Genomic DNA, 19,562 nt, shown 5'->3' with positions numbered 1-19,562 from the left:
CTTTGCAGCGTTACGCGCACAACTGAATCTGGATTTGGTATGACCATGAAACTGAAGGAAATCGCTCTTTTCAAGGAACTGGCCTCCGGCAATGCCGGCGAGGTGGAGATCACCGGCGTCACGTCGGACTCCCGCAAGGTGGAACGCGGTTTTCTTTTCGCAGCCTTGAAGGGCGTGAAAGCGGATGGCGCGGCCTTCGCTGCCGATGCCATCAAGCGTGGCGCCAGCGCCATCGTCGCGGGCAAGGACACGGTCATTGCCAATGCGGGTGTGCCGGTCCTTCATGTCGATGACCCGCGCCTTGCACTGGCAGTTGCCGCGGCGCAGTTCTATGGCAAGCAGCCGCAGGTCATGGTTGCCGTGACAGGCACCAGCGGCAAGACTTCCGTTGCATCCTTTACCCGCCAGATCTGGGCCTATGCCGGTTTTCCGGCAGCGAATATTGGCACGACCGGCGTCTTTTCGCCGACCCGCAGCGACTATAATTCGCTGACCACGCCCGATCCGGTGGAACTGCATCGTGTGCTGGCCGAACTTGCCGATGAAGGCGTCACCCATGCGGCGATGGAAGCTTCGTCTCACGGTCTCGACCAGCGTCGTCTGGACGGCGTCAAGCTTGCTGCCGGTGCCTTCACCAATCTCGGTCGCGACCATATGGATTATCACGCGACCATCGAGGAATATCTGGGCGCGAAGATGCGTCTCTTCAGCACGCTGTTGCCGAAGGGCGCGCCAGCCATCATCTATGCCGACGATCATTTTTCGGCACAGGCCATCGAAGCGGCGACGCTTGCCGGATGCGACGTGAAGACAGTCGGACGCAAAGGCAATTTCATTGCCCTCAAGCGCGTGGAGCATGAGCGTTTCCGCCAACATGTCGAAGTGCGCATCGGCGACGATATTTTCGAGATCGAACTGCCGCTCGCCGGAGATTTTCAGGTGGCGAATGCGCTGGTGGCAGCAGGACTTGCCATGGTTACCGGCGTTCCGGCTGCGGCTGCGATGCGTGCCTTGGCGCTCCTGAAAGGTGCACCGGGACGGCTTGATCTGGTTGGTGCGACGGAAGATGGCGCGCCAGCCTATGTCGATTACGCCCATAAGCCGGAAGCACTGGAAAATGTGCTGACTTCGGTGCGACCGTTCACGACGGGCCGGGTCATCGTGGTGTTCGGCTGCGGCGGCGACCGCGACAAGGGCAAGCGCCCGATCATGGGCGAAATTGCCTCGCGACTGGCCGATGTGGCCATCGTCACCGACGACAATCCGCGTTCGGAAGTTCCGGCCCAGATTCGTGCTGAAATCATGGCGGCAGCGCCGGGTGCGACGGAAATCGGTGATCGCCGGGAGGCAATCTTTACTGCCGTGTCGATGATGCAGCCGGGCGATACGCTGGTGGTTGCAGGCAAGGGACACGAGGAAGGGCAGATTGTCGGCAACATTACATTGCCGTTCTCGGATCATGCGGAAGTTGCGGCAGCGCTGGCTGCCCGTCTTGAGGAGCGCTCGGAATGAGTGACTGGCTCTGGAAATCCGATGATATGGTCGAAGCCATGGAAGGAAGGCCGTTTGGCAACCTTCCTGCTGGCATCACCGGCATCTCAATCGACAGCCGCTCGCTGAAACCGGGCGAGGCTTTTTTTGCTATCAAGGGCGAACAGTTCGACGGACATGATTTCGTCACCGCTGCCATGGCTGCCGGTGCCGGTCTGATCGTGGTGGCGGAACACCGTCTGCCCGCTTTCGGCAATTCCAAGGTGCCGATGATCGTGGTCGAGGACGTGCTGGACGCCCTGACCAAGCTTGGCATTGCTTCACGCGCACGCTCGAAGGCGCAGATCATCGCGGTGACGGGTTCGGTCGGCAAGACGACAACCAAGGAAGCCTTGCGCCACGTGCTTTCGGAAGTGGGCAAGGTTCATGCTTCCGTGGCGTCGTTCAACAATCACTGGGGCGTGCCACTAACCCTTGCGCGCATGCCTGCCGATACGGATTACGGCGTCTTTGAAATCGGCATGAACCATCATGACGAAATCCGCCCGCTGGTGAAGATGGTGCGCCCGCATGTGGCGCTGATTACGCTGATCGCTCCCGCGCATCTTGGTCATTTCGCCAATCTGGAAGAAATTGCCGTCGCCAAGGCAGAAATTTTCGAAGGCATCGTGCCGGGCGGCTATGCGCTTCTCAACCGCGACGACAAGCGCTTCAAGCAGCTCGAAGAACTGGCTGAAAAGGCAGGCGTCGAGCATATCGTCACTTTCGGCGAGAATGCCCGCTCCGATTACCGCCTGCGTGAAGTGAAGCTGCATCCTACCTGTTCCTGCATGACGGTGAAGGCTGGCACGCATGAAGCTGCGGTCAAGGTCGGCATGCCGGGTCGCCATATCGTTCAGAACATGCTCGCCGTTCTCGGCGCCGCCGATCTGGTCGGTGCGGATATTGCCAAGGTGATGATGGCAATGGCCACACTTTCTGCCGAAGGCGGTCGCGGCGCGCGTCATGTGCTTCAGCACCCCGAAGGAACCTTCACGCTGATCGACGAAAGCTACAACGCCAATCCGACCTCGATGCGCGCAGCCCTGTCGTTGCTGCATTCGGCGACGCCGGAAGGTTCCCGTGGCCGTCGCATCGCGGTGCTGGGCGATATGCTGGAGCTTGGACGTCAATCGGGCAAGCTTCACGCCGATCTGGCGCGGCCTATCGTGGATGCAGAAGTGAATGCGCTTTTTATCGGTGGACCGGACATGTCCGCGCTCAAAAATGCCTTGCCGGTTGAAATTCATACCGAGTACAGGCAAAGCACCGACGAATTGTTGCCGCTGGTGATCAAGGCGGTCCGTCCGGGCGATGTCATCATGGTGAAATCGTCGAAGGGGATCGGCTTTTCCAAAATCGTCAAAGCGTTGATTGCCCAGTTTCCGCCGGTGGAACCCGCGGAGTAAGCGGTATTTGAGGGATTTTTCTCTACATGTTGATGTTTCTCACCTTCTTCGCCGAACATATGACACCGCTCAATGTGTTCCGCTACATTACCTTCCGCACCGGCGGCGCGATGATCACATCGGCGCTGATCGTGTTCCTGTTCGGCCCGGCGATCATCAATTCGCTGCGGGTGCGTCAGGGAAAGGGCCAGCCGATCCGCGCTGACGGTCCGCAGACCCATTTCAAGAAAGCCGGCACGCCGACCATGGGCGGTCTCATGATCATGACCGGCATCCTCGTGTCGTGCCTGCTCTGGGCCAATCTCTCCAGCGTTTATGTCTGGGTGGTTCTGCTGGTCACTGTGGGTTTTGGCGCAATCGGCTTTTATGACGATTATCTGAAGGTGACGAAGCAGTCCGACAAGGGCTTTTCGGGCAAGGCGCGTCTTGGCATTGAATTCCTGATCGCCGCCGCCGCCGCTTTCATCATCATGCGGGCAGGGCAGGAGCCGTTCTCGTCCTCGCTGACATTCCCGTTTGCCAAGCAGTTCGTGATCAATCTGAGCTGGTTCTTCATTCCGTTTGCTGCCTTCGTCATGGTTGGCGCAGGCAATGCCGTGAACCTGACCGATGGTCTCGACGGGCTTGCAATCGTGCCGGTCATGGTGGCCGCAGCCTCGTTCGGCTTCATCGCCTATCTTTCGGGTAACGCGATCTTCGCCGATTATCTGCAGATCCATTTCGTGCCCGGCACGGGTGAGCTTGCCGTCGTCCTGGGCGCGGTCATCGGCGCTGGCCTCGGCTTCCTGTGGTTCAATGCGCCGCCTGCCGCAATCTTCATGGGCGATACGGGTTCGCTGGCGCTGGGCGGCATGCTTGGCACTGTTGCGGTTGCGACGAAGCACGAAATCGTTCTCGCCATCATCGGCGGTCTGTTCGTCATGGAAGCACTTTCCGTCATCATTCAGGTTGGTTCTTTCAAGCTGACCGGCAAGCGCGTCTTCCTGATGGCGCCGATCCACCACCATTTCGAAAAGAAGGGCTGGACCGAGAGCCAGGTCGTGATCCGGTTCTGGATCGTTGCGATCATCCTCGCGATGATCGGCCTTTCCACCCTCAAGCTCCGGTAAAATGCCATGATCCCGATCACCGCCCTCAAGGACAAGACAGTCGCCCTTTTCGGACTGGGCGGGTCGGGCATTGCGACCGCCAAGGCCATTCTTGGCGGCGGAGCAAAGATCATTGCCTGGGACGACAATCCCGACAGCGTTGCCCGTGCCCAGAGCGCGGGCATTGCCACTGGCGATCTGCGGCAGGCCGACTGGTCGCAATTTGCGGCTTTCGTGCTTTCGCCCGGCGTTCCGCTGACGCATCCAAAGCCGCACTGGACCGTCGATCTGGCTCATGCAGCCGGGGTTGAAATCATCGGCGACGTGGAGCTGTTCGTTCGCGAGCGCAACCACATTGCTCCCGATTGCCCGTTCATTGCCATTACAGGCACCAACGGCAAATCGACGACGACCGCCTTGATCGCCCACATTATCAAGGCTTCAGGCCGGGATATGCAGCTTGGCGGCAATATCGGCACGGCAATCCTGACGCTGGAACCGCCGCAGGCAAATCGTTTCTATGTGGTTGAGTGCTCGTCCTACCAGATCGATCTGGCACCGTCGTTGAACCCGACGGCGGGCATCCTGCTCAATCTGACGCCGGACCATCTCGACCGTCATGGCTCCATGGAAAACTATGCGGCAATCAAGGAACGGCTGGTGGCGGCAAGCGACACGGCAATTGTCGGCGTCGACGACCAATATTGCGAAGCCATTGCCGACCGGCTTTATCGTGACGGCGTGCATGTCGTGCGGATTTCCAAGGAAAAGCGTCTTGGCAAAGGCTATTTTGCCGACGGTGCGAAACTGCTCTGGGCGCAGGATGGCGAAGTCGATGAAATCGCTTCTCTGGAGGGTATCGGCTCGCTGCGCGGCGCGCATAATGCGCAGAATGCCCTTGCAGCAATTGCCGCCTGCCTGTCCGTGGGCCTGAGCCTTGAAGAAATCCATGCCGGATTGAAGAGCTTTCCGGGCCTTGCTCATCGCATGGAGCAGGTCGGGCATCGCGGGAAAGTCCTGTTCGTCAATGATTCCAAGGCGACCAATGCGGAAGCGACTGCCCCGGCATTGTCGTCTTTCCCGCAGAACATCTACTGGATTGCAGGCGGCGTGCCGAAGGCTGGCGGGATCGCTTCGCTGGCAGGGTTCTTCCCGCGGATTGCCAAGGCCTATCTGATCGGTGAAGCCGCGGCGCAGTTTGCGGCGACGCTGGGCGATGCCGCGCCGTTCGAAATTTCCGACACGCTCGCCGTTGCTGTCGAACATGCCGCCCGCGATGCGGGCAACGATGCCGCGCCGGAGCCGGTCGTGCTGCTGTCGCCTGCCTGCGCGAGCTTCGACCAGTTCCAGAATTTTGAAAAACGCGGCGATGCATTCCGCAGCGCCGTTCTGGCGCTTCCGGGTGTTGAGCCGATAGGAGGAAAAAGCTGATGGTAAGCCGTGTCGATCGCGGTCCTGTCGCCAATTGGTGGTGGACAATAGACCGCTTCTTCCTCGCCGCATGTCTGGCCCTGATGGGGCTTGGCATTCTGCTGTCATTCGCCGCAAGCCCCGCTGTGGCGTCGCGCATCGGGCTGGACAGTTTTCATTTCGTCGAGCGCCAGATTTTCTTCATGCTTCCGGCGGTCGCCGTCATGATCGGCGTATCGTTTTTCTCGCCGCGCCAGATCAGGCGGTTTGCCCTGATCCTGCTGGGCATTGCTCTTCTATTGATGGTTGCCGCGCTGTTTTTCGGCATTGAGGTGAAGGGTGCGCGGCGCTGGGTCAATCTGGCGGGTATCTCCATCCAGCCGTCGGAGTTCATGAAGCCGGCTTTCGTGGTGGTTTGCGCCTGGCTGTTTTCGGAGCGCGAACGCGGCGGGGACATGCCGGGTTATTTTCTTGCCATAGTGCTGTTTGCCGTTACGGCTGGTCTTCTGGTGCTTCAGCCGGATTTCGGCCAGACAATGCTGACGGCAGGCACATGGGGCGCGATGTTTTTCCTTGCCGGGCTGCCGATGTATTGGATCGTTGTTCTGGGCGGCCTCGGTGTCGTGGGCGCGATCGGGGCCTATTTGACGCTGGATCACGTTGCCGGTCGCGTCAATCGCTTCATGACGGGCGAGGGCGATACGTTTCAGGTCGATGCCGGTCGCGAAGCAATCCTGCGTGGCGGCTGGTTCGGGCAGGGGCCGGGCGAAGGCACCGTCAAGCGCATCATTCCGGACAGCCATACCGACTTCATTTTCTCGGTTGCGGCGGAAGAATACGGCATCATCCTGTGCATGATCATCATGCTGCTGTTTGCGTTCATCGTTGTGCGCGGTCTTTCGATTGCGCTGCGCGAGCGCGATGCGTTTACGCGTCTGGCCGTTTCGGGGATTGTCATCCTGTTCGGCTTCCAGTCGATCATCAACATGGCCGTGAACCTGCATCTCATGCCTGCCAAGGGCATGACCCTGCCGTTCATTTCCTATGGCGGGTCCTCGCTCATCGCCATCGCCATCACGATGGGCATCCTTCTGGCCCTGACACGCCGCCGTCCGGAAGCGCGCATGACCCATACGGTCGGCCATATCGGCGAACGCATTCCGGCTTTGTGAGGGGAATATGGGGAAAGGCGTAATCGTATTGGCCGCCGGGGGAACGGGCGGCCACTTGTTTCCGGCGGAAGCGCTGGCACATGAACTGAAGGCGCGCGGTTGGGATGTTCATCTGGCAACCGATGCGCGCGCGCAGCGTTTCGCAGGCGCGTTCGCGGAAGACCATGTTCATGTCATCCGTTCGGCGACGATTGCCGGTCGCAACCCGATAGCGCTTCTGAAGACTTTCTGGTCGCTGTGGCAAGGCAATCTCGATTCCCGCAAACTGTTTCGTCGGCTGAAACCGAAACTCGTTGCGGGTTTTGGCGGCTATCCGACACTGCCGCCGCTCTATGCTGCGAGCAACATGAATATTCCGACCCTGGTGCATGAGCAGAACGCCGTCATGGGCCGCGCCAATAAAGGGCTTGCTGGTCGCGTGAAAGCAATTGCCGGTGGCTTCCTGTCCGAAACCGGCGGCGCCCATGCCGACAAGATAGTCGCGACCGGCAATCCGGTGCGCCCACCTGTTCTGGCCGCGGCCGGAACACCCTACAAGCCGGTCAAGGCGGATGAGCGTTTTCGTCTGCTGGTCTTTGGCGGAAGCCAGGGCGCGCAGTTCTTTTCGACCGCCATTCCCGCTGCCGTGGCTTTGCTGCCGGAGGAAGTCCGGGCGCGGATGCTTATCACCCAGCAGGCGCGCAAGGAAGACGAAGCCGCCGTGCGGGATGCTTACAAGAAGCTTGGTATTCCCGCCGATGTCGCGCCGTTCTTCAATGACATGCCGGCACGCATGGCCGATGCCCAGTTCGTGATTTCGCGCTCGGGTGCTTCGACGGTTTCCGAGATTACGGTGATCGGTCGTCCGGCCATGCTGGTGCCGTTTCCGCATGCGCTGGACCACGATCAGGCGGCGAATGCGGCAGCACTTGCGGCCGTTGGCGGCGGCGAGGTCGTTCGCCAGTCGGAATTGTCGCCGGAACGCCTGGCCGGGATACTCCAGGCGGCGATGAATGAGCCACAGCGCCTCGAAGCACAGGCAAAAGCTGCAAAAAGCGTTGGCAAGCCGGATGCTGCGCGGTTGCTTGCTGATCTGGCAGAGGCTATTGCAGCGGGTAAATCAGTTCAGGAATTCAAAGAAGGAACTCGGCCATGAAAATGCCGCTGAATATCGGGCTTGTCCATTTCATCGGAATTGGCGGCATCGGCATGAGTGGTATTGCCGAAGTGCTGCATAATCTGGGTTACAAGGTGCAGGGCTCGGACCAGTCCGACAGCGCCAATGTGCAGCGCCTGCGTGAAAAAGGCATTGAGGTCTTTGTCGGCCACAAAGCCGAAAACATTGGCGATGCCGAAGTGGTCGTCGTTTCGACGGCGATCAAGAAGAACAATCCCGAGCTTGTCGCCGCACGCGAAAAGCTGCTGCCCATCGTGCGCCGCGCCGAAATGCTGGCCGAGCTGATGCGCTTCCGGCATGCGGTCGCGATTGGCGGCACGCATGGCAAGACGACCACCACCTCGATGGTTGCGGCCTTGCTCGATGCCGGGCATCTTGATCCGACCGTCATCAATGGCGGCATCATCAACGCCTATGGCACCAATGCCCGCATGGGCGATGGTGACTGGATGGTCGTGGAAGCGGACGAAAGCGACGGCACTTTCCTGAAGCTTCCCGCCGATATCGCGGTCGTTACCAATATCGATCCGGAGCATCTCGATCACTACGGCAATTTCGATGCCGTGCGCGCCGCTTTCCGCCAGTTCGTCGAGAATGTGCCGTTCTATGGTTTCGGTGTGATGTGCCTTGATCATCCGGAAGTGCAGGCTCTGGTGAGCCGCATTGAAGATCGCCGCATCATCACTTACGGCCAGAATCCGCAGGCAGAAGTGCGTTTCGTCAACCACCGTATGGACGGTGCTGCGAGCCTGTTCGATGTCGTGATCCGCTCCCGCAAGGGCGAGACGATTGAAATCAAGGACCTGCGCCTGCCGATGCCGGGGCAGCACAACGTATCCAACGCAACAGCGGCGATTGCCGTTGCACATGAGTTGGGTATCTCTGCTGACGATATTCGTCGCGGCCTTGGCTCGTTCGGCGGTGTGAAGCGCCGCTTTACTCATACGGGCTCGTGGAACGGCGTCGAGATATTCGATGACTACGGCCATCACCCGGTTGAAATCCGCGCTGTCCTGAAAGCAGCGCGTGAAGCCGCCAAAGGCCGTGTGGTCGCTATCGTGCAGCCGCACCGCTATACGCGTCTGGCAAGCCTGTTCGACGAGTTTGCGGCATGTTTCAACGATGCCGATACGGTCATCGTGGCGCCGGTCTATACGGCGGGCGAAGACCCGATCGAAGGCGTCAATTCCGAGGCGCTGGTGTCGCGCATTAAGACCGCGGGTCATCGCGATGCGCGCTATGCAAGCGGGCCGGAAGCGCTGGCGCCATTGGTTGCCTCCATCGCGGAGCCCGGTGATTTTGTCGTCTGCCTCGGCGCAGGCAACATTACGCAGTGGGCCTACGCATTGCCGAAAGAACTGGCTGAACAGGGCAAGAAGTAAGATGGAAAGCGGCGAGACGCTTCTGAAGAAGCTCGATGGCAAGCTGTCGGGCCTGCGTGGTCGGCTGACAGCCGATGCCGGCATGGACAAGATTACCTGGTTTCGCGCTGGCGGACCGGCACAGGTTCTGTTTCAGCCTGCCGACGAGGAAGACCTCTCCGCATTTCTGAAGGCTGTACCGGAAGAGATACCGCTCCTCGTTGTCGGGATCGGGTCCAACCTTCTGGTGCGCGATGGCGGCGTTCCCGGCTTTGTCGTGCGGCTTTCTGCCAAAGGCTTTGGTGAGGTGGAACAGGTTTCCGACACGCAGTTGCGGGCAGGGGCGGCAACGCCTGACAAGCGTGTGGCTGCGGCAGCGCTCGACGCAGGGCTCGCTGGATTTCATTTCTATTATGGCATTCCCGGCGGCATCGGGGGCGCCTTGCGCATGAATGCAGGCGCCAACGGCGTCGAAACGCGCGAGCGCGTGGTGGAAGTGCGCGCGCTTGACCGCAAGGGCGAGGTGCATGTGCTTTCCAATGCGGATATGGGCTACGCCTATCGGCATTCGTCAGCTTCGCCGGACCTGATTTTTACCTCCGTCCTGTTTGAGGGAAACACCGGCGAGCGTGACGCGATCCGGCAAGCCATGGATGAGGTGCAGCATCATCGCGAGACGGTGCAGCCGGTGCGCGAAAAGACAGGCGGTTCGACCTTCAAGAATCCGGAAGGCACATCGGCCTGGAAGGAAATCGACAAGGCAGGCTGTCGCGGTTTGCGCGTCGGCGGCGCGCAGATGTCCGAAATGCACTGCAATTTCATGATCAATACCGGCACCGCAACGGGGCACGATCTGGAGACTTTGGGCGAAACGGTTCGCGCCAGAGTTTTCGAAAATTCGGGCATTCGCCTTCATTGGGAAATCAAACGTCTCGGTTTGTTCCGCGAAGGCGAGCCGGTTGAAGAGTTCCTTGGAAAATTTTGATAAAAAAGTTGCCCGGATTTTCTACCTGATATTCCGGGCTTTTTTGCCTTCGCAAGCGAAGCGTAAGCTTCGTCCTGTCCTATAGGGACTTGTCACGGAATCAATCCTCTGATTCTTTAGGGTTAACCACACAGTGATTTGATTCGGCAGGATTTTCCTGCCGCGGGTGCCTGCGGTCTTTGCTGCTGGGTTGCCTGGATTCTGTTTAATTGATGCGCAGGGGATTGCGCAGAGGGGATGCTAACATGACGGGAAAGCACGTTGCCGTTTTGATGGGCGGATTCTCTTCGGAGCGCCCGGTCAGCCTGTCCTCTGGAGCGGCTTGCGCTGCAACTCTTGAAGAGTGTGGCTATCGCGTGACGCGCATTGACGTGGATCGCAATGTTGCCACCGTTCTTGCCGAGCTGAAGCCTGACGTTGTGTTCAATGCGCTGCATGGTCCTTTCGGTGAGGATGGTGCTGTCCAGGGTGTTCTCGAATATCTCCAGATTCCCTACACTCATTCGGGCGTGCTCGCTTCGGCGCTTGCCATGGACAAGGATCGCGCCAAGAAAGTTGCGGCGGCTGCCGGTGTGGCTGTTGCTCCGTCGCTTCTGCTCAATCGTTTCGAGATCGGCGCAGAGCATCCGATGAAGCCGCCATATGTGGTCAAGCCGGTGCGCGAGGGGTCGAGCTTTGGCGTCGTGATCGTCAAGGAAGATCAGGCTCATCCACCGCAGATCATCAGCTCTGCCGAGTGGAATTACGGCGCGGATGTTCTGGTCGAGAAATACATTCCCGGTCGCGAACTGACCTGTGCCGTTATGGGCGATCGCGTCATGGATGTGTGCGAGATCATTCCCGTCGGGCATCAGTTCTACGATTATGATTCAAAATATGTTGCAGGCGCATCAACTCACGTGTGCCCGGCAAAAATTTTACCAAATATTTACCAAAAAATACAAACAATGGCCCTTACGGCGCATCGGGCAATCGGGTGTCGGGGCGTAAGCCGGTCGGACTTCCGTTTCGATGATCGTTTCTCCGAAGATGGCGAAGTTATCTGGCTGGAAATCAATACCCAGCCGGGGATGACTCCTACCTCGCTCGTGCCTGATATCGCCAAGGCGGCCGGTATCTCTTTCGGTGAATTGTTGAGTTGGATGGTGGAGGACGCGTCTTGTTTGCGTTGAACGGAAAATCGGACGGATACGGGCGCTCGGGCTCGATGCGGGATGCATCGGGTGCGATGGGTGCCGCTTTTGTCCTGCCGCGCTTCCTGCGCAAGCCGTTCCGCTTTGCTGTCCGCCTGTTTCAGGGCAATGTCACCATTCCGCGCCATGCCGGCACCATCGGCATGCTGGGCTTCCTTGGTGCGACCGGCCTTTATGGCATGGCCGTCGGCGGCCATACGCCTGAAGTCGTCAAGGCAACCGCCTCCACGCTTGGTTTCGCAATCGAGGATGTGAAGGTTGTCGGCAACAACGAAACCTCTGACATTGATATTCTGGGGCAGCTCGATCTCGACGGCGAAACGTCGCTCGTCGGTTTGAGCGCCGAAGAGGCGCGCCAGTCCATCGATCAACTGCCGTGGGTGGAAAGCGCGGAAGTGCGCAAGGTCTATCCCGGCACAATCCTCGTCTCGCTTCAGGAGCGCAAGGCCTTTGCGATCTGGCAGAACGACAAGGAGCTTTCGCTGATCGATGCTGCTGGCGACACCATCGTTCCGTTCCGTTCGGGCCGCTACAATTCGCTGCCGCTCGTCGTGGGCGAGGGTGCCGAAAAGAAGGTCAAGGGTTTCGTGGACGAGATTGCGGCCTATCCGGGATTGGTCGGAAAGGTACGTGCCTATATCCGCGTCGGCGACCGCCGGTGGGACCTGCTTCTCGATAATGGCGTGCGCATCATGCTGCCGGAAACCGATCCGTTGAAGGCGCTGGCGGAGGTCGAGCGGCTTGATCAGGAACAGCATCTCCTGTCCCGCGACATTGCCGCTGTCGATCTTCGCCTTGATGATCGTGTGACGGTTCAGCTGACCGCAACCGGCATGGAGCAGCGCCAGAAGTTTTTGGCAGAGCGTAAAAAAGAACTATCCCGCACGGGGAAGCGCGTATGAGTATTCTGGGCGGCAAGGGAACATCACAAGGTGGGGCTGCGGGGCGCAAGGTGCGCCTGTTGACGGTTCTGGATGTTGGGTCGAGCAAGGTTTCCTGCGTCATCGCAAGGCTGCGCCCGCATGAGGGTGGCGCGCTTTTGCCGGGCCGCACGCATCGGATGGAGGTGCTGGGCATTGGCCATCAGCGTTCGCGCGGCGTCAAGTCGGGCGTCATCATCGATCTCGACGCGGCTGAACAGTCGATCCGTCTTGCGGTCGATGCGGCAGAGCGCATGGCGGGCCTGACCGTCGACAGCCTTATCGTCAATATTTCTGCTGGTCGCCTCAAGAGCGAAACCTTCACGGCGAGTGTCAATCTGGGCGGCCATGAAGTCGAGCAGACGGATATTCGCCGGGTGCTGGCTGCTGGCGCAAAGCAGGCGCTCGCTGCGGAACGTCACCTCGTTCATTCGCTGCCGGTCGGTTACACGCTCGATGGTGAGCGCGGCATTCGCGATCCGCTCGGAATGCTGGGCGACAGCCTTGGCGTCGATATGCATGTGTTGACTGCCGATGCCGCGCCGCTGCGCAATCTGGAGCTTTGCATCAATCGCTGCCATCTGTCGGTGGAAGCCATCGTTGCGACGCCTTATGCGAGCGGCCTTGCCGCTCTGGTTGGCGACGAAGCCGAAATGGGCGCTGCCTGCATCGATATGGGCGGCGGCACGACGACGATTTCCGTCTTCTCCGAAGGCAAGTTTGTCCACGCCGATGCGGTTGCCATCGGCGGCAATCACGTGACGATGGACGTGGCGCGCGGCTTCTCCACCCGGATGGAAGACGCTGAGCGCCTCAAGGTCATGTACGGCTCCGCTCTGCCGAGCGCTGCCGATGACCGCGATCTCATTTCCGTTCCGCCTATCGGTGACGATGAGCGGGACGTACCCAATCAATATCCGCGCTCGGTACTGACGCGGATTATCCGTGCGAGAGTGGAAGAGACGCTGGAACTGGTGCGCGACAGGCTCAACCAGTCCGGTCTCGGGCATATCGTCGGCAAGCGGGTGGTTCTGACGGGCGGCGCAAGCCAGCTGCCGGGAATGCCGGAGGCTGCCAGACGAATCCTTGCAAGAAATGTACGAATCGGGCGTCCTCTAGGAATAGCGGGATTGCCTGAGGCGGCTAAGGGGGCGGCTTTCTCCGCGACCGTTGGACTTCTGATTTACCCGCAGGTGGCCGGGATAGAAGAACGGTCGGTGAAAGCGGCTTCCTCCGGTCTCATGACCGGTACGGGTGGGCGAATTCAACGTGTCAGCCAATGGCTGAAAGAGAGTTTCTGAGTACAAGTATTGAGTAAGCTGTTGAATTAGCGTGTCGACTTATTGGGGCGTGACCATCTGGGTAACAACCAATCCACACCGCGGCGGCGAAGCGGTGGTAAGGCTTAAGAGGAACAAGGACCTATGACTATCAATCTGCAAAAGCCGGATATCACCGAGCTGAAGCCCCGCATCACCGTATTCGGTGTCGGCGGCGGCGGCGGCAATGCGGTCAACAACATGATCAATGCCGGCTTGCGCGGCGTAGATTTTGTCGTGGCCAACACCGACGCTCAGGCTTTGACGATGTCGAAGTCCGAACGCATGATCCAGCTCGGCGCTGCCGTTACAGAGGGTCTTGGTGCTGGTTCCCAGCCAGAGGTTGGCCGTGCGGCTGCTGAGGAATGCATCGACGAAATCGTCGATCACCTGAACGGCACCCACATGTGCTTCGTAACGGCAGGCATGGGCGGCGGCACCGGCACCGGCGCTGCTCCGGTCGTGGCGCGTGCTGCTCGCGAGCGCGGTATCCTCACCGTCGGCGTCGTGACCAAGCCTTTCCATTTCGAAGGCGCCCGCCGCATGAAGACCGCCGATCTCGGCATCGAAGAACTGCAGAAGAATGTCGATACGCTCATCGTCATTCCGAACCAGAACCTCTTCCGCATCGCCAACGACAAGACCACCTTCGCCGATGCTTTCGCAATGGCTGACCAGGTACTCTATTCGGGCGTTGCCTGCATCACCGATCTGATGGTCAAGGAAGGCCTCATCAATCTCGACTTTGCCGACGTTCGCTCGGTGATGCGCGAAATGGGCAAGGCCATGATGGGCACGGGCGAAGCCTCCGGCGAAGGCCGTGCAATGGCTGCCGCCGAAGCTGCAATCGCCAATCCGCTGCTCGACGAAACCTCGATGCGCGGTGCGAAGGGCCTCCTGATCTCGATTACGGGCGGTCGCGACATGACCCTGTTCGAAGTCGACGAAGCCGCGACCCGTATTCGCGAGGAAGTCGATCCGGATGCGAACATCATCCTCGGCGCAACCTTCGATGAAGGTCTTGAAGGCGTCATCCGCGTTTCTGTCGTCGCTACCGGTATCGATAAGCAGTTAGGAGACGCGGCGCCTGCGCCGCTGGAATTTCGCCAGCCGGTGAAGCAGACTGCCGCTCAGGCAAAGCCGATGGCTCCGCATGGCGCACTTCGTCCTCCGGTCGTTGAGCAGCCGCGTCAGGTCGACCCGATTGCACAGGCGATCCAGTCCGCCGAAGCTGAAATTCCAGCCGCACCGGCAGCACCTGCCGCTTCGGCAGAGCCGGAATTCCGTCCGCAGAGCCGCATCTTCCAGGCTCCGGCTCCGGAATCCTTCGAACGCGCTCCGGTTGCCCGTGCACCGATGCCACAGGCTCCGGCCGCTCATCAGGCAGCACAGGCCATGCAGCCGCAGGCCTATCAGCAGCCGCAGATGCACGAACAGCCGGTTCGTGAGCCGCGTCCGGCCCCGCGCATGCCTGCCGTTTCGGATTTCCCGCCTGTCGCACAGGCTGAAATCAACGCGCGCCGCGCCCCGCAGCAGCCTGTACAGGAAGAGCCGCGTGGCACGAAGGGCCTGCTCAACCGCCTCATGAGCGGCCTGTCGCGTCGTGAGGACGACCAGCCAGCAGCCCGCCTGGAGCCGGCACAGCATCGCGAGCCGGGCATGCGCCCTGCCGAACGCCGCGCTCCGCAGCAGGACTCGTCGATCTATGCACCGCGTCGCGGCCAGCTTGACGATCAGGGCCGTCCGCAGCCGCGCGCCGCTTCCGAAGAAGACCAGCTCGAAATCCCGGCCTTCCTGCGCCGCCAGTCGAACTGATTTTTTGCCGATTGAATGAGGAAGCCGCGGGTAACTCCCGCGGCTTTTTCGTGTCTGTAAACGAAATCAGAACATTCGTAAGAAAGCGTGATTTTGTTCAAGTCACGCAAATTATTATTTTAAATGAACGGGGTATGGTTCGGGGAGCACAAGTTTGCGAACCTTTTCGTATTTCCTGTCGCAATTTCAGCTATATGTATCCATATAGACGCAAAGATTGCGAAATTTGGTCGTGTTGAAATTCCGTTTGCGCGGCTTGCATTCATTTTATTCAGCAGATTGGAACTGTCTTGAGCGCTTATCAAAAGACAATTGGCCGTGCGGTCACGCTTTCGGGCGTTGGCGTTCATGGCGGGGCTCCGGCTTCGGCGACGTTTTTCCCGGCTGATGCCGATACGGGAATCGTCTTTCAGCGTTCCGATCTGAAGGGCAAGGCACAGGAAGTTCGCGCCCATGTTTCGCAGATCGGCGCAACAGACCTCTGCACTTCGCTTGGGCCGAAGGAATCCAGGATCGATACAGTCGAACACCTGATGGCGGCGATTGCCGCTCTTGGCATTGATAACCTTGTCGTGGAAGTCGATGGCCCGGAAGTTCCCATTCTGGACGGCACTTCTGCGCGCTTTATCGAGGCTTTCGATGGGGCGGGTATCGTCACGCAGGAGGCAAAGCGCCGCTTTATCCGCATTCTGAAAACGGTGCGCGTCGAAGCTGGCGGGTCGTGGGGCGAGTTCCAGCCTTTTGCCGGAACGCGGTTCGAGGTCGAAATCGATTTCGAGTGCCCGCTGATCGGTCGGCAGAAATTCGCAGGTGACATGGACGAGGCGACTTTCCGCAAGGAGCTTTCCACTGCGCGCACTTTCGGTTTCATGAAGGATGTGGAGCGCCTCTGGGCGTCCGGCCATGCGCTTGGTTCGTCGCTCGACAATTCGCTTGTCATCGGGGACGATAATTCGGTCATCAATCCGGGTGGTTTGCGTTTCAAGGATGAGTTCGTTCGTCACAAGACGCTTGATGCCGTCGGCGATCTGGCGTTGGCCGGTCTGCCATTCATCGGTTGCTTCCGCTCCTATCGCAGCGGTCACAGGCTGAACGCGGAAACGGTGAAGGCGTTGCTGTCGGATAAGACGGCGTTCGATATTGTCGAGGCCTCCAGCATTCGCAATACTTCCAGAGCATCCGATTTCGTTGCCGTGAAACCAACTATCGCTGCTCCTTGGGCGCTTTAATATATAACATGAAATGAGGGGTATCGGCACTTGGCCTTAATTGAGCCGTGTTCGCCGGTTCACTTCGCAATTGAGTCGGTACGCCGTCCTGCGGTGGATTGATCGGGGAATATCTACCCACGCGGGTGGTCAATACCGGGGACAATTCACACTGGTTATGCGTTTCGATGTGCTGTCCGGCGGATTTGGGCGACTAGACGATTGCCGATTTCGCTTGCATGTGGTTTATGGACGGCCAAAACAGCGTCTGCGATGCTTGTACATTCGCTGAAGCTGAATGATTTGTATGGATGGAGCTGCTATGCAGTGCTAGAAGCACGCAGCTCCAAACAGGAATGACGCTGCCAAAAGGCCGGAGACCGCATGACGAGTTTCAAATTCAAGGGTGTGACGAAAACCGCGCTGCTGACTGGCGCTATCGCCGTTTTTATCCCGCTCGCCGGTTGTGCCAGCAAGGACGACGACATCGATCTCACCAAATATGTCGAGACGATCGATCCTGCCGACAAGCTCTATAATGAAGGTCTCGCCAATCTGGATGCGGGCCGTCTGGATGAAGCCGCGAAGAAATTCGCTGCTGTCGACCGCCAACATCCTTACACTGAATGGGCGCGCAAATCGCTCGTGATGGCTGCTTTCACTAACTATCGCAAAGGCAATTACGAAGAAGCGATCTCGATGGCGAAGCGTTACAACACGCTTTACCCGACTTCGCCTGAATCTGCCTATGCCTATTACATCATCGGTCTTTCCTACTTCCGCCAGATCCCGGACGTGACCCGCGATCAGGCCGCAAGCCGCCGGGCAATCGCCGCGATGCAGGAAGTGGTCGACCGCTTCCCGGATTCCGAATATACGGATGACGCCAAGGCCAAGATCCGCGTCGCCCGCGACCAGCTCGCAGGCAAGGAAATGCAGGTTGGCCGTTACTATCTGGAACGCAAGGAATATCTGGCTGCCATCAAGCGCTTCCGCGGCGTGGTGGAAGAGTATTCCAACACCCGTCAGGTGGAAGAAGCGCTGGCTCGCCTAGTGGAAGCCTATTACGCGCTCGGCCTGACGTCGGAAGCCCAGATGGCCGCTTCGGTTCTCGGCAAGAACTACCCGGACAGCCAGTGGTACAAGGACAGCTACAAGCTTCTGCAGAGCGGTGGTCTTCAGCCGCGCGAGAATGGCAATTCGTGGCTGGCCAAGGCTTCGGCGCTCATCACCGGCGGCGGCTCATAAGCCGATTCTCACATGCTGTCGCATCTGTCGATCCGCGATATTGTTCTGATTGAAAGGCTCGACATCGAGTTCAAGACGGGCTTGTCCGTGCTTACCGGTGAAACCGGGGCAGGCAAGTCCATCCTGCTTGATTCGCTGTCGCTGGCGCTTGGTGCGCGTGGCGATGCCTCACTGGTGCGTCATGGTGCCGATCAGGGGCAGGTGACAGCGGTATTCGATGTGCCGGGCGGACATCCTGCCCGGAATTTTCTGCGCGATAACGGTTTTGACGATGATGGCGATATTATCCTGCGTCGCCTGCAGATGGGCGATGGCCGGACGCGCGTTTTCATTAACGATCAGGCGGCAAGTGTCGCCCTTCTTCGCGATCTCGGACGCAGGCTGGTGGAAATCCACGGCCAGCACGATGATCGCGCCCTGATCGATACCGATCTTCACCGTACATTGCTGGATGCTTTCGGCGGTCTTGAGCAAGAGGCGGCAGTGGTCCGCGAGCGTCACAAGGCTTGGCGTGATGCGGAAACGGCGCTTGCCAAGCATCGCGCCCGCGTCGAGCAGGCCGAGCGCGAAGGCGACTATCTGCGCTCGTCGGTTGAGGAACTGACGAAGCTCGATCCGCAACCCGGCGAGGAAGAAGAACTCGCTGAACGCCGCGCGATCATGATGAAATCGGAAAAGATCGCCGGTGATGTGAACGAAGCTGGTGAGCTTCTTTCCGGGCAGGGCTCGCCTGTGCCGTCGCTGGCAAGCCTTGTGCGTCGTCTGGAGCGCAAGATTCCTGAAGCGCCGCATCTGCTGGAGCCGGTCTGCAAGGCAATCGACGAAGCACTCAACAGTCTGGCCCTTGCGCAGGACGGCATCGATCATGCCATGCGTGAAATCGATTTCGATCCCCGCGTGCTGGAACAGGTCGAGGAACGGCTTTTTGCTCTGCGCGCTGCGGCACGCAAATATTCCGTTGCGGTGGAAGGCTTGCCCGCGCTGCGCGACAAGATGGATGCCGATCTGGCCGATCTCGATGCCGGAGCGGAAAAGCTCATCCAGCTTGAAAATCAGGCGGCTGAATTGCGGGTGGCTTATGACGTGGCTGCGGCCAAGCTCTCCGGTTCGCGCAAGGAAACTGCGGAGCATCTCAAGGCCGCTGTGATGGCCGAACTGCCTGCACTCAAGCTTGAGCGCGCCGAATTCATCGTTGAAATGACGACCGACCCGGAAGCGCGGGCGGCGGAAGGCATCGACACGGTGGAATATTGGGTTCGCACCAATCCCGGCACCCGGGCCGGGCCAATGATGAAGGTCGCCTCGGGTGGTGAGCTTTCGCGTTTCCTGCTGGCGCTGAAGGTTGCGCTTGCGGATCGCGGCTCTGCCCCGACGCTCGTATTCGATGAAATCGATACCGGCGTGGGCGGCGCGGTGGCGGATGCCATCGGGCAGCGTCTGGCACGGCTTTCCGGTCGCGTGCAGGTTCTCTCGGTCACACATGCGCCGCAGGTGGCAGCGCGTGCTTCCACACATTTCCTGATTGCCAAGTCGGCGACCAATGAAGATCGTATGTCTACCTCGATCCGTTCCATTGGAGTGGATGAGCGGCAGGAAGAGATCGCCCGTATGCTGGCGGGTGCCAGCATCACCGATGAAGCGCGCGCAGCGGCGGAACGCCTGCTTGCCGAGAATAGCGCGCTGGCCATTTAAAAGCCTGTCAGCAGTTACTGTGCAGTTCGCTGTTTTCGTAGGCGTAGCCGTATTTC

General features: G+C 59.4%; 15 protein-coding genes. All 15 read left to right on the top strand.

The window, feature by feature from the left end; translation table 11 throughout:
- The first annotated feature begins 39 nt into the window (after window positions 1-39).
- The 15 genes from AC0TOF_RS20435 (at window position 40) to recN (ending at window position 19,506) form a co-directional block, all read left to right on the top strand.
- Window positions 40-1,512: a UDP-N-acetylmuramoyl-L-alanyl-D-glutamate--2,6-diaminopimelate ligase gene (locus AC0TOF_RS20435; protein ID WP_122000413.1), complete on the top strand. Its 1,473-nt coding sequence runs from the start codon at window positions 40-42 to the stop codon at window positions 1,510-1,512.
- Window positions 1,509-2,939 (top strand): UDP-N-acetylmuramoylalanyl-D-glutamyl-2,6-diaminopimelate--D-alanyl-D-alanine ligase, encoded by a 1,431-nt coding sequence (locus tag AC0TOF_RS20430; RefSeq protein WP_473769606.1) that lies wholly within the window; start codon window positions 1,509-1,511, stop codon window positions 2,937-2,939. Before AC0TOF_RS20435 ends, AC0TOF_RS20430 begins: the two co-directional genes overlap by 4 nt.
- A gap of 26 nt (window positions 2,940-2,965) precedes the next feature.
- Window positions 2,966-4,048 (top strand): phospho-N-acetylmuramoyl-pentapeptide-transferase, encoded by a 1,083-nt coding sequence (gene mraY / locus AC0TOF_RS20425; protein ID WP_122000415.1) that lies wholly within the window; start codon window positions 2,966-2,968, stop codon window positions 4,046-4,048.
- A 6-nt stretch (window positions 4,049-4,054) separates the two neighbouring features.
- Window positions 4,055-5,458, top strand: coding sequence for a UDP-N-acetylmuramoyl-L-alanine--D-glutamate ligase (gene murD, locus AC0TOF_RS20420; RefSeq protein WP_473769605.1), 1,404 nt, complete (start codon window positions 4,055-4,057; stop codon window positions 5,456-5,458).
- On the top strand, window positions 5,458-6,609 hold the full coding sequence (ftsW, locus tag AC0TOF_RS20415) for a putative lipid II flippase FtsW (RefSeq protein WP_122000417.1): 1,152 nt from the start codon (window positions 5,458-5,460) through the stop codon (window positions 6,607-6,609). The genes murD and ftsW overlap by 1 nt, the downstream gene beginning before the upstream one ends.
- Before the next feature lie 7 nt (window positions 6,610-6,616).
- Window positions 6,617-7,744 carry an undecaprenyldiphospho-muramoylpentapeptide beta-N-acetylglucosaminyltransferase gene (gene murG, locus AC0TOF_RS20410; protein ID WP_473769604.1) on the top strand — a complete coding sequence of 376 codons (1,128 nt, stop codon included), beginning with the start codon at window positions 6,617-6,619 and terminating at the stop codon, window positions 7,742-7,744.
- Window positions 7,741-9,147, top strand: a complete 1,407-nt coding sequence (murC, locus tag AC0TOF_RS20405; protein ID WP_122000419.1) for a UDP-N-acetylmuramate--L-alanine ligase — start codon at window positions 7,741-7,743, stop codon at window positions 9,145-9,147. The genes murG and murC overlap by 4 nt, the downstream gene beginning before the upstream one ends.
- 1 nt (window position 9,148) lies before the next feature.
- Entirely contained in the window at window positions 9,149-10,111 is a 963-nt protein-coding gene (gene murB / locus AC0TOF_RS20400) for a UDP-N-acetylmuramate dehydrogenase (protein WP_473769603.1), read from the top strand.
- Window positions 10,112-10,356: 245 nt separating this feature from the next.
- Window positions 10,357-11,283, top strand: coding sequence for a D-alanine--D-alanine ligase (locus AC0TOF_RS20395; RefSeq protein ID WP_122000421.1), 927 nt, complete (start codon window positions 10,357-10,359; stop codon window positions 11,281-11,283).
- On the top strand, window positions 11,271-12,206 hold the full coding sequence (locus tag AC0TOF_RS20390; protein WP_122000422.1) for a cell division protein FtsQ/DivIB: 936 nt from the start codon (window positions 11,271-11,273) through the stop codon (window positions 12,204-12,206). The genes AC0TOF_RS20395 and AC0TOF_RS20390 overlap by 13 nt, the downstream gene beginning before the upstream one ends.
- Entirely contained in the window at window positions 12,203-13,525 is a 1,323-nt protein-coding gene (gene ftsA / locus AC0TOF_RS20385) for a cell division protein FtsA (RefSeq protein ID WP_122000423.1), read from the top strand. The genes AC0TOF_RS20390 and ftsA overlap by 4 nt, the downstream gene beginning before the upstream one ends.
- A gap of 123 nt (window positions 13,526-13,648) precedes the next feature.
- Entirely contained in the window at window positions 13,649-15,358 is a 1,710-nt protein-coding gene (gene ftsZ, locus AC0TOF_RS20380; protein ID WP_122000424.1) for a cell division protein FtsZ, read from the top strand.
- 290 nt (window positions 15,359-15,648) lie between these two features.
- Window positions 15,649-16,587, top strand: coding sequence for a UDP-3-O-acyl-N-acetylglucosamine deacetylase (gene lpxC / locus AC0TOF_RS20375; RefSeq protein WP_473769602.1), 939 nt, complete (start codon window positions 15,649-15,651; stop codon window positions 16,585-16,587).
- A 363-nt stretch (window positions 16,588-16,950) separates the two neighbouring features.
- On the top strand, window positions 16,951-17,814 hold the full coding sequence (locus AC0TOF_RS20370) for an outer membrane protein assembly factor BamD (RefSeq protein ID WP_473769601.1): 864 nt from the start codon (window positions 16,951-16,953) through the stop codon (window positions 17,812-17,814).
- A gap of 12 nt (window positions 17,815-17,826) precedes the next feature.
- Entirely contained in the window at window positions 17,827-19,506 is a 1,680-nt protein-coding gene (gene recN / locus AC0TOF_RS20365) for a DNA repair protein RecN (RefSeq protein WP_473769600.1), read from the top strand.
- Window positions 19,507-19,562: the final 56 nt, after the last annotated feature.

The organism is Ochrobactrum sp. PL_is501 (assembly GCF_055816895.1).
This window is presented reverse-complemented; position numbering and strand designations above follow the sequence as displayed.

Excerpts from the sequence above, each read along its gene's own strand:
- AC0TOF_RS20430 (WP_473769606.1), top strand. The coding sequence starts at position 1,509 with ATGAGTGACTGGCTCTGGAAATCCGATGATATGGTCGAAGCCATGGAA.
- murC (WP_122000419.1), top strand. The coding sequence starts at position 7,741 with ATGAAAATGCCGCTGAATATCGGGCTTGTCCATTTCATCGGAATTGGC.
- AC0TOF_RS20370 (WP_473769601.1), top strand. The coding sequence starts at position 16,951 with ATGACGAGTTTCAAATTCAAGGGTGTGACGAAAACCGCGCTGCTGACT.
- murD (WP_473769605.1), top strand. The coding sequence starts at position 4,055 with ATGATCCCGATCACCGCCCTCAAGGACAAGACAGTCGCCCTTTTCGGA.
- ftsZ (WP_122000424.1), top strand. The coding sequence starts at position 13,649 with ATGACTATCAATCTGCAAAAGCCGGATATCACCGAGCTGAAGCCCCGC.
- AC0TOF_RS20395 (WP_122000421.1), top strand. The coding sequence starts at position 10,357 with ATGACGGGAAAGCACGTTGCCGTTTTGATGGGCGGATTCTCTTCGGAG.
- ftsW (WP_122000417.1), top strand. The coding sequence starts at position 5,458 with ATGGTAAGCCGTGTCGATCGCGGTCCTGTCGCCAATTGGTGGTGGACA.
- ftsA (WP_122000423.1), top strand. The coding sequence starts at position 12,203 with ATGAGTATTCTGGGCGGCAAGGGAACATCACAAGGTGGGGCTGCGGGG.
- murB (WP_473769603.1), top strand. The coding sequence starts at position 9,149 with ATGGAAAGCGGCGAGACGCTTCTGAAGAAGCTCGATGGCAAGCTGTCG.
- murG (WP_473769604.1), top strand. The coding sequence starts at position 6,617 with ATGGGGAAAGGCGTAATCGTATTGGCCGCCGGGGGAACGGGCGGCCAC.
- recN (WP_473769600.1), top strand. The coding sequence starts at position 17,827 with ATGCTGTCGCATCTGTCGATCCGCGATATTGTTCTGATTGAAAGGCTC.
- AC0TOF_RS20435 (WP_122000413.1), top strand. The coding sequence starts at position 40 with ATGACCATGAAACTGAAGGAAATCGCTCTTTTCAAGGAACTGGCCTCC.
- mraY (WP_122000415.1), top strand. The coding sequence starts at position 2,966 with ATGTTGATGTTTCTCACCTTCTTCGCCGAACATATGACACCGCTCAAT.